Genomic DNA, 15,460 nt, shown 5'->3' with positions numbered 1-15,460 from the left:
CCGCCGTCGTTCGCGGCTTTGATCAGGCGTTACTTGACGATGCCCTTGTCCTTCAGCCAAGCGGCTGCTGCGTCCTTGGGTGCCTGCTTCTGGTCACCGCTGACCGCACGGTTCAGGTTGATGAGGTCATCCGTGGTCAGGATCTTCGAGACGTTGTTAAGCGCTTCCTTGGCCTTGTCCGTCATCTTGGCCTCCTTGACCAACGGCAAGACCTGCTGGGCCTTGAAGTTGTTCTTGGGGTCTTCGAGGACCACGAGGTCGTTATCTGCGATGGACGGCGTGGTGGTGTAGATGTCGGCTACCTGGACCTTGTCCTCCAGAAGGGCCTGCAGAGTCAGGTTCCCACCGCCGTCGCTGAACGGCTGGAGGCCTTTGAGCTCGCAGCCGTAGTTGGCTTTAAGCCCCGGGAAGCCATAGGCGCGCGTCTCAAAGGTGGCCGGTGCTGCCATAGTGAAGTCCTTGCAGACCTTGGCCAGGTCCTCGATGGACTTCAGCTGGTACTTCTCTGCGGTGGCTTTGGTCACCACCATGGCGTCCTTGGACTCTGCCTTTGCCGCTTCCAGGACAGCGAGGCCATCCGGAAGTTTGCCCGGGAGGGCCTTGTAAACGTCCTCTGCGGAAACTTCCTTGGCCTCGGTGTCCACGTAGGACAGGAGGTTGCCGGAGTAGTCCGGTACGAGGTCGACGGAGCCGTCCTGGACTGCCTTGAAGTAGATCTCACGGGAGCCGATGTTGGGCTTGGACGTGGCAGTGAGTCCTGCCGCGTTGAGGGCGCCAACGTAGATCTCGGCAATGACCTGGCTCTCGGGGAAGTCGGCCGAACCGACAACCAGCGAGCCACCGGCAGCGGATCCGCCGGGTGCCGAGGTGGATGGGGTGGCCAAGGGGCTTCCGCCACACGCGCTCAACGCGAGGGCCACACCCAATCCGGCTGCGAGGCCGCCGAGACCACGGCGTGTAAGGGTCATGGGGACGGGGTTCTTCATGGTGTACCTCCTTGAACGGCAGCCCCGGCGGGAGCTGTGGCTGTGAGATCGTCGGACGCCTTCTGGCGGCCGCTTGAGTCGAGGGTCAGGCCTGGTGAGATGACGAGCCGCTGAACCCCGGCCAGGATCAGGTCCACGGCGATGGCCAGCGCGGCAATGAGCAGGGAACCACCCAGCATCCGGGGGAAGTCCTGCAGGACGAGGCCATCGAACAGGTATCGTCCCAGCCCGCCCAGAGGCAGGTAGGCCACCACAGAGACGGTGGCGATGACCTGCAGGACCGCGGTCCGGATGCCCCCAAACATCACCTGCAGTCCGTTGGGTACTTCCACCCGGAAGAGGATCTGAAGTTCGGTCATGCCCATGGCACGGGCAGCATCTACCACGGTGGAATCGACGCTGGAGATCCCGGCGTACGTACCGGCCAACAATGGCGGCACCGTGAGGATGACCAGAGCCCAGACGGGCGGCATCAAACCGCTGCCTGCGAGCAAGGCGAACAGCACCAGCAACCCAAGGGTCGGGAGTGCCCGCAGCGCACCGGCCACGGCGACCGCGACCACCCTGCCACGGCCGGTGTGCCCGATGTAAAGACCAATGGGTACTGCGATGGCCGCGGCGATCAGGAGAACGAGTCCGCTGTATTGCAGATGTTCCATCAAGCGGGTGGGAATGCCACCGCTTCCGGTCCAGTTTTTGGGGCTCGTCAGCCAGGCAATGGTCTCGGCGAAGATGTTCATGCGGAGGCCCCCGGATCCGGGCGAAGAGCCGCGTGGTGAGTGGCTGACCCGGACTTGGGTTCGGTAAGAAGCGCAGTTCCGTCCTGCCGTGGAGTCTTTCCGCCTGCAGCACGCGTCCACGGAGTCAGAAGCCGCTCAAGAACCACCAGGACCGCGTCCATCAGCAAAGCCAGGATAAGAATGGCGATAATGCCCACCACCACAACGGTGATGAAGGTACGCTGCAGTCCGTCAGTGAACAGGACTCCCAGGTTCCCCACCCCAAGGAGCGCCGCGACGCTGACCAAAGAAATGTTGCTGACTGAGACCACCCGCAAGCCTGCGAACAACACGGGCAAGGACAAGGGCAGGTCCACCTGGAAGAAACGGGCCAGGGGCTTGAACCCCATGGCCACGGCCGCGTTCCGGAGATCGTCGTCCACGGAATCGAATGCATCAATGGCTGCGCGGACCAGCAGCGCCACCGCATAGATGGTCAACGCGACCACGACGTTCAGCGGATCCAGAATCCTGGTGCCAAGGATGGTGGGGAGAATGATGAAAAGTGCCAGCGACGGAATGGTGTACAGCAACGAGGTGGCCGTGGTCACTACTGACCTGAGCTTGCTGTTTCGCCTGGCCAGCTGGGCCAGCGGGATGGAAATCAGCAGTCCCAGGATCATGGGAATGATGGCTAGCACCATGTGCTGGCCCGCCAGGCCCAGGACCATGCCACTGTTGTTGAGGAACCACTCCATCAGGTGGCGTCCTCCCTGTGGTGGCGGACTTCTTCAATGAGTGCCAGGACCTCCGGCGCCTTTAAGACTCCGGCCACGCGGCCGTCGTCGTCCACTGCCACACCAAGACCCGACGGCGACGACAACGCCGCGTCCAAGGCGCGGCGCAGGGTGTCTCCCTTGCGGAACAGCGATCCACCCGGGATCAAACCTGCACCATCGCGCGGCGAGGACCATCCCAGCGGGCGGGAGTCGGCGTCGACCACCAAGGCCCACTCCCCCGATGCCCGGCCCGCGTGGTGACCGTCGGAAGGACTGACCATGGTGACCGGGTGCAGGGTTACGGCATCCGCTGCGTTGAAAGCCAGGTGCCTGAATCCGCGGTCGCGTCCCACGAAGGAGGCCACGAAGTCGTTGGCCGGTGCCCTGAGGATTTCTTCCGGGGCAGCGTACTGGGCCAGTTTCCCGCCAACGGCGAAGACCGCAACCTTGTCGCCCAGGACTGTTGCTTCGTCGATGTCGTGCGTAACGAAAACAATGGTCTTGGCCAGTTCCCGCTGGAGGCGCAGGAGTTCCTGCTGCAGCTCGTCACGGACCACCGGATCCACCGCGCTGAAGGGTTCGTCCATCAGCAGGACGGGCGGATCAGCAGCGAGCGCCCGGGCCACCCCGACGCGCTGCTGCTGACCACCTGAGAGTTGCGACGGATACCGCTTGCCGAGGACAGAAGCCAATCCGACGACGTCGAGGAGTTCTACTGCGCGCTTCCGCGCATCGGCCTTGGAAACACCGTTGAGGCGCGGAACGGTGGCGATGTTGTCCAGGACAGAGCGGTGCGGCAGGAGGCCCGATGACTGCATGACGTAGCCCATGGAGCGACGGAGCTCCGGAGCAGGAACCTGCGAAACGTCCTTGCCTGCCACGGTGATGGTCCCGCTGGTGGGCTCCACCATCCGGTTGATCATGCGCAGGGATGTGGTCTTGCCGCAGCCCGAAGGCCCAACGAACACCGTGATGGAGCCTTTGTCGATGGACATGCTGAGGGCGTCCACCGCCGGCTGCCCGCCCTGGTATTGCTTGGTGACGCTCTGGAACTCAATCATGGCTTCGGCCATACCCGGGCTTACCTATCTGTGGTCGAGAACATCGGTAGAGCCACACGATCATATGCACTCTTATTACTTGGCTGCAAAGCAATCTTCACCCAGCCTAGCCAGCACTGCGGGCGATGTCAGCGCCGCCACGTTTTCCGTAATGAATCGGCAATGTTCAGCGTTTCCGTCGTTTGTTGCCTTTCCCGGCCCGCTCCTCAGCTTGGTCGTGCTTGTATCGTTCCGCCGCGCGTTGGCCCCTTTCCGCCGACACCACCTTTTGGTGCCACTCGCGCTGGTAGGCGCGGCGGGCTGCGGCGTCATGTTTCCTGGCCAGGGCAGCCAGCTCACGTTGGAGTTTCAGATAGCTGGCCCACCGCCGGGGATCGAGTGCTTCTTCCGTGAGCGCCTTCTGGACCGCACATCCCGGTTCGGCCTGGTGGGCGCAATCTGCGAAGCGGCATCGGGTGAAAAGCTCCTCCAGGTCACCGAACATTTCCTCCATGCCGTCTTCGGCGTCGAACAGGCCAAACCCGCGGACTCCCGGAGTGTCCATCAGTACCGCGCCGCCGGCCAGGGGCACCAGTTCCCGCGATGTAGTGGTGTGCTTGCCTTTGCCGTCTCCGGCCCGGACCTCGCCCGTCTGCTGCACCTGACGTCCCGCGAGCGCATTGATGAGCGTTGATTTCCCCGCACCGGAAGGGCCCAAGAGGACAAGGGTGGCCCCTGTGGGGATGTGCTGCATGAGTTCGTCGAGTCCGTCGCCGTGTTCCGCCGAGGTGGTAACGACCTCCACGCCCGCTGCCTGAAGGATGACTTCCCCCACGACGTCGTCGGCCAGGTCTGCCAGATCCGCTTTGGTGATGACCACCAGCGGTGTGGCACCGGAGTCCCAGGCGGCAACCAAGGTCCGCTCCAGACGGTTGTGGGTCAGTGGGCGGTCCACTGGCACCACCACCGCGACGATATCGATGTTGCTGCCCAGGATCTGCTCCTCGGAGGAGGCCTCGAAGGCACGTTTGCGGCTGAGCGCGGAACGACGCGGCAAAACCTCGACGACGGCGGGCTCGCCTGCGTTGTTATGGCCAAGCCATACCCAGTCACCGGTAGCCGGGACCACCCCGTCTGAAGAATGGGAAGGATAGGGCAGATGGAGCATCCCATCGGCTGAAGCTACCAAGACACGGTTCCGGTCAAGGCGGACCACCCGTCCCGGGCGGGCAGACTCCTGGGAGTGGGGTATTGAGTTGGCATGGAAGAGTTCAGCTGTTGCCTCGGTGAAGCCGTACTCCACGGGGCCACGGAGTTTCAGGGTGGAACTAATGGAAGGGTTGCTTGAAGAAGCGAAGGAATTCAAGGGAAGCCTCTGGTGAGGCCCGGCCGCCTAGCTCTGGCAGGCTGATGCCGGGACAGGAATGATGGGCTGATGACGGCGCGCCGCAGCTGAGTGCGGGGCGCGCAAGATCTCTGCAATCATCAAATCCACCTCCTCGGCATCAAGGCCGGCAACTGAAAAGCCGGCAACGTTGTTCAGGGTAACCAAGGACCGGCGATTTGGCTAGCCCTTCGCGGTTTTAGCTGGGTTTCCCGTCTGCCGGGCGCTCCCGATGGAGGCGCAGCGCCGTATCAACCAAGGACACCCGGTTGAGTTTTTGGACGTCCTCCAAGGGAATCCATGCAGCATGGGTGGTGCTTCCATCTACCTCGTGTGTCAGTTCGCCGCCCACCACCGAGGCTTCGTAAACCAGGCGCAGCGCCTGGAAGTCCTTCACCGAACCGTCCGGGCGGATATCTCCGGGCCAGTGGCCGACGTCGATCCCCAGCATGCGGTCAATGCGCGCTTGGTAGCCGGTTTCCTCGAAAACCTCCCGCCTGCAGCCGTCCACCGGGTGTTCGGCGAGGTCCAGGCCTCCGCCTGGCAGCGTCCACCCTTCCTTGCCGTCCTGCTTCCAATAGGCCAGCAGGATCTTCCCGTCCCGGACAATGACGGCGTACGCGGCTGGGCGGGTATCAAACTGCAGGGTCATGGAGCCAGCATAATTCCTTGGACCAGACCCTTTACGGAAGTTCGGCCGCCGCGATGGGCCCCGCTTCGACAGGTCCCAGATCGGGCGCTTCGCGAAGTTCGACGACGGTCCCCGGCTTGCCGAGTTCCAGCACCTTGATGGTGTTTCGGCCGGGCTGAAGCAACGGAGCCGGCGCATAGAGGGTCACTTGCGGCCCCTTCTCCCAGTACCTGCCAAGCAGGAAGCCATTGAGCCAGACGAAGCCCTTCCCGGAATCCGGCAAGGCAATGTAGGTATCGGCCGGCTCGCCAATCTCGAAGTCAGCTCCGGCCAGGGCTTCCAGATTTTCCTGCGTCCAATCGGTCAGCGCCACCGGAGTCTGGGTCCAGTGGAACGTGTAGCGCTGGTTGATGAGGACGCCGCCCAGAATGCCCTTGCCCTGACCTGTCAGTGGGCCATAGTTGATGCGTCCGAGGTTCTCCACCAGAATCTCAAGCCGGGCGGAAACCCCTGCGCCGGTGACAACCAGTCCTTCCGCGGCATTGACGTCATCCAGTACACCGGCGAAAACGCCATCCACCCATACATAGGCGCGGTCGTTCAGGCCGGTGATCTTCAGCCGGCTTTCGGTGGGCGTCCCTGCTTGTCCCGGCAGGATGGCTTCCGCGCTGTACAGGACCAAGCCGGCGTCGAGTCCCAGTTGTTCGAAACTGAGGGGCTTGACGCTGCTGACGGCCGCTTCCGGGTTTCGAAGGAGCCCTAACAGTTCCGGGGCGCCGGACAGCGGCAGCGATTGGGCCGGAAGCACGGGAGCGTCGGCCAGCAGCTCCACGGGAAGTTCGGGCAGATCTTCAATGCCCTGGGCACGGAAGAACTCCTTGCGGAAGGCGTGGAACTTGGGCGTCAGCGCGCCGTTCTCCGCGATAGGGGCGTCGGAGTCATAGCTGGTGACCGTGGGCTGGAGCATGGTGCCATCGTGGTTGCTGCCGGAAGTCAGGCCAAAGTTGGTCCCGCCATGAGCCATGTAGGCACAGAGTGAACCGCCAAGGTCCAGCATTTTGCGGGCTTCCACTGCGGCATCATCGGCGTCGCGGCGGTGGTGGAGTTCACCCCAGTGATCGAACCAGCCGCCCCAGAACTCTACGTTGAAGAACGGCTCTCCGGGCCGGCGTCGCTGCCAGGTGGCTATGGCCTCGTCGCCCCGGCTTCCCAGCGTTGCGGTGGCCCATGTCCCCTCGATCGAACCGCCGTCGAGAAAGTAGTCGTTGCCGCCGTCGGCCGTGAAAAGCATCTCGGTGATGCCACGCTCTTCCAGGACCCGCCGGTTCCACCGGATATATTCGTGATCGTCGCCGTAGCTGCCGTATTCGTTCTCGATCTGCACGGCCACCACAGGCCCGCCGGCCGAGGCCTGGCGCGACGCGATGACCGGCAGGAGGTGGTCAAACCATTCCTCGATCGCCGCAGTGAACACCGGGTCCATGCATCGCAGGCCGATGCCGGGAGTCCCGGTCAGCCATGCGGGGAAGCCTCCGTTGTCCCACTCGGCACAGATATAGGGCCCGGGCCGGACAATGACATCCAGGCCTTCTTCCGCTGCGAGGTCAATGAACCGTCCCAGGTCCCGCCAGCCGCTGAAGTCCGGGGCCTGATCGCGCTGAGGCTGGTGGAAGTTCCAGGCAATATAAGTGTCAACAGTATTGGCCCCCATCGCCCTGAGACGACGCAAACGGTCCTGCCACAGATCCGGGTGGACCCGGAAGTAGTGGATGGCTCCGGCGAGGATACGATACGGTTCACCCGAACGGTAAAGGACGGCGTCGTGGTAGCTCAAGAGGGCGTTGTTCACACGGAACAGATTAGCTCAATTTCCAACATTTATGCACAGGTGATGAACACATGACCAATCTTGATACTTCTCCGGCGCAAGAGGTTTGCCCGGCAGCCCACGAAGGTCAAGGGCCTTGCGTTCAGCTATGGCCCGAACGTGAGGTGCCCCTGGGTGGAGTCCGCGCGATGAACGTCTTCCGGACGCTGCCCCAACGCGGGCTGCCCACCGTGGGTGCCTGGTGCTTCCTGGATAGTTTCGGCCCCGACAGGGTGGCCATGAGCGTCCTCCCCCACCCTCACAGTGGACTGCAAACGGTCACGTGGCCCCTCGAAGGCGCCGTCCGGCACCGCGACAGCGTCGGCAGCGATGTGGTGGTCCGGCCCGGCGAGCTGAACATCATGACAGCGGGCCACGGAATCTCGCACTCCGAGTTCTCCGTCCTGCCCGCCACCACGGCAGCCGGTTCGAGCCCGCTGGTGGAGGAAATCCCCATCTCCCGCGGTTTGCAGCTGTGGGTTGCGCTGCCCGAAGAACACCGCCACCGCGCGCCGTCGTTCGAGCAGGTCCGGGACCTGCCGGTAGCTGCGGGCCAAGGCTTCACCGCCACCGTCATGGTGGGCGAATTTGCCGGTCAACGCTCCCCTGCCACCATGTTCAGCCCGATTGTCGGAGTTGACGTTACGGGTACGGGATCCCTGGATCTGCCCTTGCGTCCGGACTTCGAGCACGCCGTGTTGGTCCTGGACGGTCGCGTGGTGATTGACGGCCAGGACATCGAGGCCGGGCCCCTGGCCTATCTCGGTGCCGGCAGGACCAGCCTTGCGGTGGAGGCAGAACCGGACACCCGTTTCATGCTCCTTGGAGGCGAGCCGTTCGGCGAAGACCTGCTCATGTGGTGGAACTTTGTGGGGCGCACCCACGAAGAAGTGGAACAGGCCCGCGAGGAATGGGAGGCGGAGGGATTGCTCGACGACGCCGCTGCCGCCACCTCCCGCTTCGGCTTCGTCCAAGGACACGGTCCCGACGCCGGACCGGAAGCAGGCCGCATACCTGCTCCCCCGCTCCCTGGAGTCAAGCTGCGCCCAAGAACCCGGGGCTGAGTTTTTTGTACAGCTGATGCCCTCATTCACGCGCTTTAAGGGCATCAGCTGTACAAAAACTCCACTATCGGCGCTGCTCGGCCACCAATCGCGGCACCCCGAACACAGGGTCCTGCTGAAGAATCCGGACGTCCACAATCCCGTCCTCAGCCAGTTTGGCCTTGAACGCTTCCTGCAGCAACGGCACGTTCATGCCAAGACCGCTTCCGAGGATTACCGGACCGTCCATTCCCAACTGGCGAACGGCTTGCCGGGCCAGGTCAGCGAGGTCCCTGCCGGCCTGCTCCACCATTGCCTTGCTGATGTCGTCTCCGGCGTCGGCGGCTTCAACAACCAGCCTCGCCTGCTGTGCCCAATAACGGCGGCCGGTGTCCGGTGAGTGGAACATGGCAATCAACTTGCCGGGTTCCTCCACTCCGCACGAGTCCAGCAACGCACGGCTGAGCGCATCCGGCTCCAGGCCTTGGTTCATTCGCCGCAGGCTGTGTCGAACGGCCTCACGTCCCAGCCAATAGCCGCTTCCTTCGTCGCCCAGGAGATAGCCCCAGCCGCCCGCCCGGGCCTCTTCCCCGGCGTCGTTCTTTCCCCACGCAGCTGAGCCGGTACCGGCTATGACGGCAACGCCCGCACTCGCACCGCCGGCCGCCAACAAGAGGCGGGAATCATGAACCACGGTGATGTGGGCCCCGGGCGCATGAGGTGCGATCAGGTCTGCGAGCGCCTGGGCGTCTTCCTCGGTGTCGATCCCGCCGGCGCCTGCATAGACCTCGTCGATGTCACCGCCACCGATTTTGCCGAACAGTTCGGCGAGGTTGGCTGCTGCCTGTTCCCTGCTGACGTTCTGCACGTTGGAACTTCCGGCGCTTTCATCACGGACGGGCGCTCCATTCCGGAACCGCACGCCACGGGTCTTTGTGCCGCCGATATCGAGCCCGATGACCGTTCCACTCATGGCCTCCGAAGGGGCAGGGGAATGCTGGGCAGAGTCAAGATTGTTCACCGTGAAAGACTAGCTTGGAGCGTCCGGAGGAGAAACTGTCCATGCCACATCCCCTTTTCAACACACCGTTTATTGCTGCTCCCATGGCGGGCGGAACGTCAACGCCGGCGTTGGTTCGGGCCGTTCATGAGGGTGGCGGCCTGGGTTTCCTCGCTGCCGGCTACAAGAGCCCCGAGGCCATGAGCGTCGACATCGCAGCGGCCAGGTCCCTCGGCATTCCTTTCGGCATGAACGTCTTTGTCCCCGACCCACGCCAGCTCCCACCCGGTCCGGAGGCAGTGGCACGGCTTGAGGCCTACCGGGCAGAGCTGGAGCCTGAGGCTGCCCGGTATGGCGTGACCCTGCCTCCCTTGCGCCTTGATGACGACGACGCCTGGCGGGACAAGATCGACGCCCTCCTCGCAGACCCGGTGGAGTTCGTCAGCTTCGCTTTCGGCCTTCCGGGCAAGCAGGTAGTGACCGCGCTGCAGAAGGCCGGGACGACCGTTATTTCCAGCGTGACCAGCGTCGCTGAGGCGTTGGCTGCCGCTGAAGAGGGTCCGGATGCTCTCGCCGTCCAGCACACTTCTGCGGGCGGGCACACGGCGGCCTTCCTGCCGGACTCCCCGGAGGCAGCGGGCTCCACGGGAGCCGGAACCCAGGCAGCCGGGACGACGGCGGAACTGGTCGCCCAGGTGCGTGCCGCCGTGGGACTTCCCTTGATCGCGGCAGGGGCTGTCATGGACAGCCGCGGACTGCGTGACGTGCTGGCGGCCGGGGCGTCAGCAGCCCAAATCGGGACCGCCCTGGTTCGGACCGACGAGAGCGGTGCCCGGCAACCGCACAAGGATGCCTTGGGTGACCCTGGGTTCACGCAAACCGCCATGACCAGGGCCTTTACCGGCCGTCCGGCACGCTCGCTGGTCAACGACTTCGTCCGTGACCATCAGGATGCGCCCGCGGGCTATCCTGCCATCCACCACCTCACGGCACCGGTCAGGGCGGCCTCGTCCGCGGCCGGTGATCCGCAGCGCCTGAACCTCTGGGCGGGGACCGGCTGGCAGCGTGCGCGGGAAGGATCTGCCACCGACGTGGTCAGGGAGTACCTGAACGGGCTCTGACAAGTTCGGCCAGCAGTTCACCGCCCTCGGCGACGACCAGTTCCCGGAAGAGCCGCACAGCATCCGGTTCGAAGCTTCTCTCCCGCCAGGCGAGACCGATCTGCCGGAACGCCAGGTCTGATTCGATGGCCACCTCAACCAATCCAAGTTCGGCTTTGGGAAGGAACTGGCCCGTTCCCGACCCGGGACCCGCGGGCGGAAGGATGCTGAACCCCAGGCCTGCTGAAACCAGTCCGCGGGCCGAGGTGGATTCCTGGACTTCAAAAGCGATCCGCGGGCGGAAGCCTGCCTCACGCAGGAGTGCTTCGCCCAGTGCCCGCAGGCCAACCCCGGCCGGAAGTGTGATGTAGGGGTCGTGGCGCAGTTCTGAAAGGTGCACACTGGTACGCCCGGCAAGGGGATGCCGGTAGTGCAGGACCACCCTGAGTGGCTCCCGGTAGAGCGGAAGGGAGCGGATGCCTTTGCCTTCGGGCGCAATGGGTGCGGTCAGCGCAAAGTCCATCTCGCCGCTGGCCAACTGCTTCAGGCAATCGTCGCGGGGACCCTGCCAGAGTTCGAAGACCGCGTGGGGGTGGAGCCCGCGGAACGCGCTGATGAGCAGCGGAAGCGTCGCTTCGCCGAACGTGTGTTGGAACGACACTCCGACGCGGCCCCTCACCACGTCCGACTCATGCCTGACCCTGTCCAGCCCGGCCTGGAAATTTTCCAGTGCTGCTTCGATGTAGGGCAGCAACGTCCTGGCCTCCGGGGTGAGCCGGATGCCTCGGCCGTCACGGATCAGCAGGTCAGCCCCCACAATCGCACTGGCTCTCGCCACCGCACGGCTCACCGTCGACTGCGGGACGCCAAGGATCTCCGCGGTTTCGGTCATGTGTTCCGTCCGGCCCAGCTCAGCAAGGACAGGCAGGAGCGGAAGAAGCTGAATGAGCTGGTGGTGGTCCGGCTCCATGGTGGTCTCCCTTCGGCAGCAGCCCACGTCCAAGTCGCCACTCGCGGATTCATGCTCTGATGCATCAATCATAGGCAACTCATGCATTGGAAAGCTGAGTCAAAGGCGCCCTACTCTTGCCGGGTGACCAACACCATCGCCAGCGGCAGCGCAGAAACGTGGGACGGCCATGCCAAGGGTTCCCGCGGTTACAGCCGGATCCTCGCAGCGCTGGCTCTGGCAGGAGTCGCGACCTTTGCCCAGCTGTACTCGACGCAGGCTGTCCTGCCCCTCATGGCCCACGACCTCAAGATCACTGCAGCCGAGGCCGCTCTCAGCATTTCCCTTGCCACCGTAGGCCTTGCCATCACTGTGCTGCCGTGGTCGTTCGTGGCGGACAGGATCGGCCGCGTGCGTGCCATGACCATTGGCATCGCCGTGGCGACACTGCTGGGGCTGCTGGTTCCCTTGGCGCCCACTGTGCCGTTGTTGATGACCCTGCGCACCTTGGAAGGCATGGCTTTGGGCGGCATCCCCGCCATAGCCATCGCGTACCTCAACGAGGAAGTGACCAAGGTCCACACGGCGTTGGCAGCCGGGACCTATGTAGCCGGGACGACGTTGGGCGGCTTGGCCGGCCGGTTGGTGGCCGGCCCCGTGGGCGAGCTCTGGGGCTGGCGCGCCGCGGCCTTGGCCGTCTCCTTGCTGGCCACCGTGTCCGCCGTCTTGTTCCTGGTTCTCGTGCCCAAGCAGCGACGCTTTAGTCCAGCCCCGGCGCTGGGATTCCGGGGCGCGCTCACGACGTTGAAAGGGCACTCGAGCAACCCCAAACTGGTGTCGCTGTACCTGCAGGCCTTCCTGCTCATGGGCGGTTTCGTAGCGGTCTACAACTACCTGGGCTTTCGACTGCACGCCGAGCCGTTCGGGCTCCCCGCCACTGTAGTGAGCCTGATCTTCCTGGCGTATTTGTCCGGCACCGTCAGCTCACGGTGGGCCGCCGGACTGACCACGAGGTTTGGCAGGCGCAACGTCCTGGTGGCCGGTATTGCCATCATGTCCGCGGGCCTGGCGCTGACGTTGGTGGAGAACCTGGCAGCCACCCTCGCCGGGCTCGTGATTTTTACAGGAGGCTTCTTCGCCGCCCACAGCGTTGGTTCAGCCTGGACGGGGGCCATCGCCACTACGGGCAGGGCGCAGGCAGCGTCCCTGTACAACCTGTCCTACTACTTGGGATCCAGCGTGATCGGCTGGGCCGGTGGCTTGGCCTTCCAGGCGTTCGGCTGGTCGGCTTTGGCGTTGAGCGTCATCGTCCTTTCGTGCACGACGGCGGCAGTTACCTTGGTAGTGCACCGCACCCCACGCCACCCCCGCTGATTTCCAGCCGCCTGCCCCTAGAATCGGAGGCATGACACAGGTCACGAAAAGCCGGGAACTGTCGTCACCGGAGCGTTTGCAGGCGTTTACGGATGCCGTGGTGGCGATTGCCTTGACGTTGTTGATCCTTCCGCTGATGGAGAGCGTGGGTGAGTTGGCAGACCACAACGGCACCACGGCCCAATGGTTGGCGGACGAACAGTACGCTTTGCTCGGCTTCGTGCTGAGCTTCGTCCTCATCGCCGTGTTCTGGGTACACCACCACAAGCTCTTCCGCAGCGTCAAGCATGTTGACCCGGGCCTGTTGTGGCTGACGGTGGCCTGGATGTTCACCATCGTGGTGATGCATGTGGCTACATCGCTCTCCACCCAGATGCCCTCCGACTGGGCCCAACCGCTGATCTACATCGGCACCCTGTTTGCCACCAGCCTCATGCTCCTCCTGGCCCGCGCGTATCTGCGGTCCCATCCTGACCTTCACTCCATGGATGACGCGGAATCGGTGTCAGGAATTCGAGCGAGCGGCATCGTTTCCGGGCTCTTCCTGGCGGCCTTGATTCTGGCGGTTGCCATTCCAGGCGCAGGCAACTGGCCCCTGCTCCTGATGCTGCTCAGTGAGCCACTCCAACGACTGGACAGGCGACGGGTCCGCCGGACACCGGCAAAACGATAGTCACCTGAAGAATTCACGGATTAGGATGGATGAAAGGCAATTTCAGGAGGATCCGTGAGCAACCCCACGAAGAATGTTCGGTCAAGCACGGGCAGCGCTGAGCCGTTGGACGCGATCGATGAACGAATCCTCGCAGCGTTGGTGGACGACGCCCGGATCTCCAATAAACAACTGGCGGAGCTTGTGGGGATCGCCCCCTCTACGGCCCTCATGCGGACCAGGGCCCTTTCCGAACGAGGCATCATCGAAGGCTTTGAGGCCGTGTTGAGCCTGCCGGCCATCGGCCGCTCCGTCCAGGCACTCATCGCCGTCCGTCTCCGCGCCCACGACCGCGATCAGATTGACCGTTTTACGGCCCGCGTTCCGAAGCTTCCGGCGGTGATCTCCACGTTCCACACCACCGGTTCCGTTGACTACTTGCTGCACATCGCCGTCGCCAATACCGACGACCTCCGCAATTGGCTCCTGGACAACCTCGCCACGGATCCCGTGGTCGGCCACACGGAAACCACCATGGTCTTCCAGCACATCCCGGGCAACCGCGGACCGCTGCCGGAGTAGAGGCCCACCTCAGGAACGCACTGCGCTCCGCAGCGATATGGCCGCGAGTGTCAGCGCCGCAACGCCGCACAGGGCCGTGAAACCCGCGACGGCGGCCTGCAGCCCGAGTGCCGAGACAGCCAGTCCCAGCCCGATCACCGGAACGGCACTTCCCAAGTACGTGATGACGTAGACGGTACTGATGACCTGGGCATGGCGGGAAGCCTCAACCTTTCCGGCAACTTCATTGAAGACCTGCCGGAACGCAATGCCTTGACCCATGCCTGCCGTGATGCTCGCAGCCACCAGCAACCACGGGCTTGACCATGCGGCCGCAGCGCCCACCAGGACAACCGAGACACCCAGGACCGCCAAGGCCACGGGGACAACAAAACGGCCACGGGCACCCAAAAGCTGGCTCAGCGCCGAGGCGCCCAATGTGACTCCTGCCAGCAAGCCGATCAGTGGCCGCGAGTCTGCATGGACCACACTGGCGAAGTACCCCGGTGCCAATGACAGGCAGAAGCCGAACACCGCGAAACTGAGGAAACCTGTGGCAGCAGCCATCCAGAAGGCTCCGCGGGCATCACGGGAGATGGAAGGCTTCCGTGGGGCCAGGACCTTCAGCGGCTTCGGGCCTTCCGCCGGAGCGATGGCTGGCCTGGCTTTGAGGAGCCACAGGGGTATAAGGGCAGCTATCAACACCGCCGAATGAACGTAGTACGGGGTGCGCGTGGGGTCCGGCAAGAGCGACAGGAGGCCGCCGATTGCGGGGCCAGCCGCCACACCACCTGCCGAGGAGAGCAAAGTGAATCGGGAGGCCCACTCAGGCCGTTGGGGCAACAGTTCACGCAAGGCCGCTGAGCTGGCTCCGGTGGCCAGCCCCACTGCCACTCCCTGGAGTGCCCTCCCCAAGGACAAGGCACCCAGCGTGTCCGCGTTGGCGAAGATCACACCACCCACCAAACCGACCAGGACAGCCAACACCAGCGCCGCCCGACGCCCAATGTGGTCAGACCAGTGGCCCGCCACCATGAGGACACCCACCAGTGCAAGGACGTAGCTGGAAAAAGCCACTGTCACGTCCAGCGATGTCATACCGAGCCTGGCCTGCAGCAAGGGATACAACGGAGTGGCCAGGTTGGCGCCAACCAGCAACGTAAAAATAACGACGCCGGTCAAGACCAGCCTGGCGGTGGTGGAGGCATCCCATCCCCAGCGGTCGGCGGTTACCGGACGCATGCGGAGTTCGCTCAAGACAGTCATTTCCATGCCTTCGGGCTCGGTGGCCGGCCTGGATTGTTCCTTGTGGGAAGCACAGTCCGACTAAGTGTTGGTGGCAACAGAATGCAGCAGAGTTGATCTGAACATGCTG

The 15,460-nt window shown here is 63.9% G+C and carries 15 protein-coding genes; 5 read left to right on the top strand and 10 right to left on the bottom strand.

The annotated features are described in order from the left end of the window. Positions 1 to 29 precede the first annotated feature (29 nt). The 7 genes from ACIQLI_RS05320 to ACIQLI_RS05290 all read right to left on the bottom strand — a co-directional run bounded on the left by ACIQLI_RS05320 (position 30) and on the right by ACIQLI_RS05290 (position 7,388). On the bottom strand, positions 30 to 986 hold the full coding sequence (locus ACIQLI_RS05320; RefSeq protein WP_354230678.1) for an ABC transporter substrate-binding protein: 957 nt from the start codon (positions 984 to 986) through the stop codon (positions 30 to 32). After that, entirely contained in the window at positions 983 to 1,726 is a 744-nt protein-coding gene (locus ACIQLI_RS05315; RefSeq protein ID WP_400385720.1) for an ABC transporter permease, read from the bottom strand. The genes ACIQLI_RS05320 and ACIQLI_RS05315 overlap by 4 nt, the downstream gene beginning before the upstream one ends. Beyond that, complete coding sequence (locus tag ACIQLI_RS05310) at positions 1,723 to 2,463, bottom strand: ABC transporter permease (RefSeq protein ID WP_400385717.1); 741 nt, start codon at positions 2,461 to 2,463, stop codon at positions 1,723 to 1,725. Before ACIQLI_RS05310 ends, ACIQLI_RS05315 begins: the two co-directional genes overlap by 4 nt. Further along, positions 2,463 to 3,557: an ABC transporter ATP-binding protein gene (locus ACIQLI_RS05305; protein ID WP_400385714.1), complete on the bottom strand. Its 1,095-nt coding sequence runs from the start codon at positions 3,555 to 3,557 to the stop codon at positions 2,463 to 2,465. The genes ACIQLI_RS05310 and ACIQLI_RS05305 overlap by 1 nt, the downstream gene beginning before the upstream one ends. 154 nt (positions 3,558 to 3,711) lie before the next feature. Next, entirely contained in the window at positions 3,712 to 4,890 is a 1,179-nt protein-coding gene (rsgA, locus tag ACIQLI_RS05300) for a ribosome small subunit-dependent GTPase A (protein ID WP_400385711.1), read from the bottom strand. 217 nt (positions 4,891 to 5,107) lie between these two features. After that, positions 5,108 to 5,560 (bottom strand): NUDIX hydrolase, encoded by a 453-nt coding sequence (locus tag ACIQLI_RS05295; protein WP_400385708.1) that lies wholly within the window; start codon positions 5,558 to 5,560, stop codon positions 5,108 to 5,110. A gap of 31 nt (positions 5,561 to 5,591) precedes the next feature. Next, entirely contained in the window at positions 5,592 to 7,388 is a 1,797-nt protein-coding gene (locus tag ACIQLI_RS05290) for a beta-galactosidase family protein (RefSeq protein ID WP_400385705.1), read from the bottom strand. A gap of 50 nt (positions 7,389 to 7,438) precedes the next feature. On the opposite strand from ACIQLI_RS05290, the gene ACIQLI_RS05285 reads away from it, so the two are divergent. Further along, entirely contained in the window at positions 7,439 to 8,470 is a 1,032-nt protein-coding gene (locus tag ACIQLI_RS05285) for a pirin family protein (protein ID WP_400385702.1), read from the top strand. Between the two features lie 64 nt (positions 8,471 to 8,534). Here the strand turns inward: ACIQLI_RS05285 and ACIQLI_RS05280 are convergent, their stop codons facing one another. Next, on the bottom strand, positions 8,535 to 9,470 hold the full coding sequence (locus tag ACIQLI_RS05280; RefSeq protein ID WP_354230662.1) for a BadF/BadG/BcrA/BcrD ATPase family protein: 936 nt from the start codon (positions 9,468 to 9,470) through the stop codon (positions 8,535 to 8,537). Positions 9,471 to 9,511: 41 nt separating this feature from the next. Here ACIQLI_RS05280 and ACIQLI_RS05275 point away from each other — a divergent pair, with 41 nt between their 5' ends. Further along, positions 9,512 to 10,570, top strand: coding sequence for a nitronate monooxygenase (locus ACIQLI_RS05275; RefSeq protein ID WP_400385699.1), 1,059 nt, complete (start codon positions 9,512 to 9,514; stop codon positions 10,568 to 10,570). Here the strand turns inward: ACIQLI_RS05275 and ACIQLI_RS05270 are convergent. Beyond that, positions 10,545 to 11,519, bottom strand: a complete 975-nt coding sequence (locus tag ACIQLI_RS05270) for a LysR substrate-binding domain-containing protein (RefSeq protein WP_400385697.1) — start codon at positions 11,517 to 11,519, stop codon at positions 10,545 to 10,547. The two genes, ACIQLI_RS05275 and ACIQLI_RS05270, sit on opposite strands and share 26 nt — an antisense overlap. Before the next feature lie 81 nt (positions 11,520 to 11,600). On the opposite strand from ACIQLI_RS05270, the gene ACIQLI_RS05265 reads away from it, so the two are divergent. Genes ACIQLI_RS05265 through ACIQLI_RS05255 form a run of 3 tightly spaced genes read left to right on the top strand, consistent with a single transcriptional unit; the run spans position 11,601 to position 14,106 of the window. Then, positions 11,601 to 12,872 carry an MFS transporter gene (locus ACIQLI_RS05265; RefSeq protein ID WP_400385694.1) on the top strand — a complete coding sequence of 424 codons (1,272 nt, stop codon included), beginning with the start codon at positions 11,601 to 11,603 and terminating at the stop codon, positions 12,870 to 12,872. 31 nt (positions 12,873 to 12,903) lie between these two features. After that, entirely contained in the window at positions 12,904 to 13,545 is a 642-nt protein-coding gene (locus tag ACIQLI_RS05260; protein ID WP_400385691.1) for a TMEM175 family protein, read from the top strand. Between the two features lie 54 nt (positions 13,546 to 13,599). Continuing rightward, a complete protein-coding gene (locus ACIQLI_RS05255; RefSeq protein ID WP_011775479.1) occupies positions 13,600 to 14,106 on the top strand; it encodes an Lrp/AsnC family transcriptional regulator in 507 nt (168 codons plus the stop codon). A gap of 9 nt (positions 14,107 to 14,115) precedes the next feature. Here ACIQLI_RS05255 and ACIQLI_RS05250 read toward each other — a convergent pair whose 3' ends face one another. Beyond that, positions 14,116 to 15,351: an MFS transporter gene (locus ACIQLI_RS05250; protein ID WP_400385687.1), complete on the bottom strand. Its 1,236-nt coding sequence runs from the start codon at positions 15,349 to 15,351 to the stop codon at positions 14,116 to 14,118. Positions 15,352 to 15,460: the final 109 nt, after the last annotated feature.

The sequence above is a fragment of the Paenarthrobacter sp. NPDC091669 genome (assembly GCF_044756725.1).
GTDB classification, from domain to species: Bacteria; Actinomycetota; Actinomycetes; order Actinomycetales; family Micrococcaceae; genus Arthrobacter; species Arthrobacter bambusae_C.
This window is presented reverse-complemented; position numbering and strand designations above follow the sequence as displayed.

Coding starts and splice junctions, on each gene's coding strand:
- ACIQLI_RS05320 (WP_354230678.1), bottom strand. CDS start 986: ATGAAGAACCCCGTCCCCATGACCCTTACACGCCGTGGTCTCGGCGGC.
- ACIQLI_RS05315 (WP_400385720.1), bottom strand. CDS start 1,726: ATGAACATCTTCGCCGAGACCATTGCCTGGCTGACGAGCCCCAAAAAC.
- ACIQLI_RS05310 (WP_400385717.1), bottom strand. CDS start 2,463: ATGGAGTGGTTCCTCAACAACAGTGGCATGGTCCTGGGCCTGGCGGGC.
- ACIQLI_RS05305 (WP_400385714.1), bottom strand. CDS start 3,557: ATGGCCGAAGCCATGATTGAGTTCCAGAGCGTCACCAAGCAATACCAG.
- ACIQLI_RS05295 (WP_400385708.1), bottom strand. CDS start 5,560: ATGACCCTGCAGTTTGATACCCGCCCAGCCGCGTACGCCGTCATTGTC.
- ACIQLI_RS05285 (WP_400385702.1), top strand. CDS start 7,439: ATGACCAATCTTGATACTTCTCCGGCGCAAGAGGTTTGCCCGGCAGCC.
- ACIQLI_RS05275 (WP_400385699.1), top strand. CDS start 9,512: ATGCCACATCCCCTTTTCAACACACCGTTTATTGCTGCTCCCATGGCG.
- ACIQLI_RS05270 (WP_400385697.1), bottom strand. CDS start 11,519: ATGGAGCCGGACCACCACCAGCTCATTCAGCTTCTTCCGCTCCTGCCT.
- ACIQLI_RS05265 (WP_400385694.1), top strand. CDS start 11,601: ATGCATTGGAAAGCTGAGTCAAAGGCGCCCTACTCTTGCCGGGTGACC.
- ACIQLI_RS05260 (WP_400385691.1), top strand. CDS start 12,904: ATGACACAGGTCACGAAAAGCCGGGAACTGTCGTCACCGGAGCGTTTG.
- ACIQLI_RS05250 (WP_400385687.1), bottom strand. CDS start 15,351: ATGACTGTCTTGAGCGAACTCCGCATGCGTCCGGTAACCGCCGACCGC.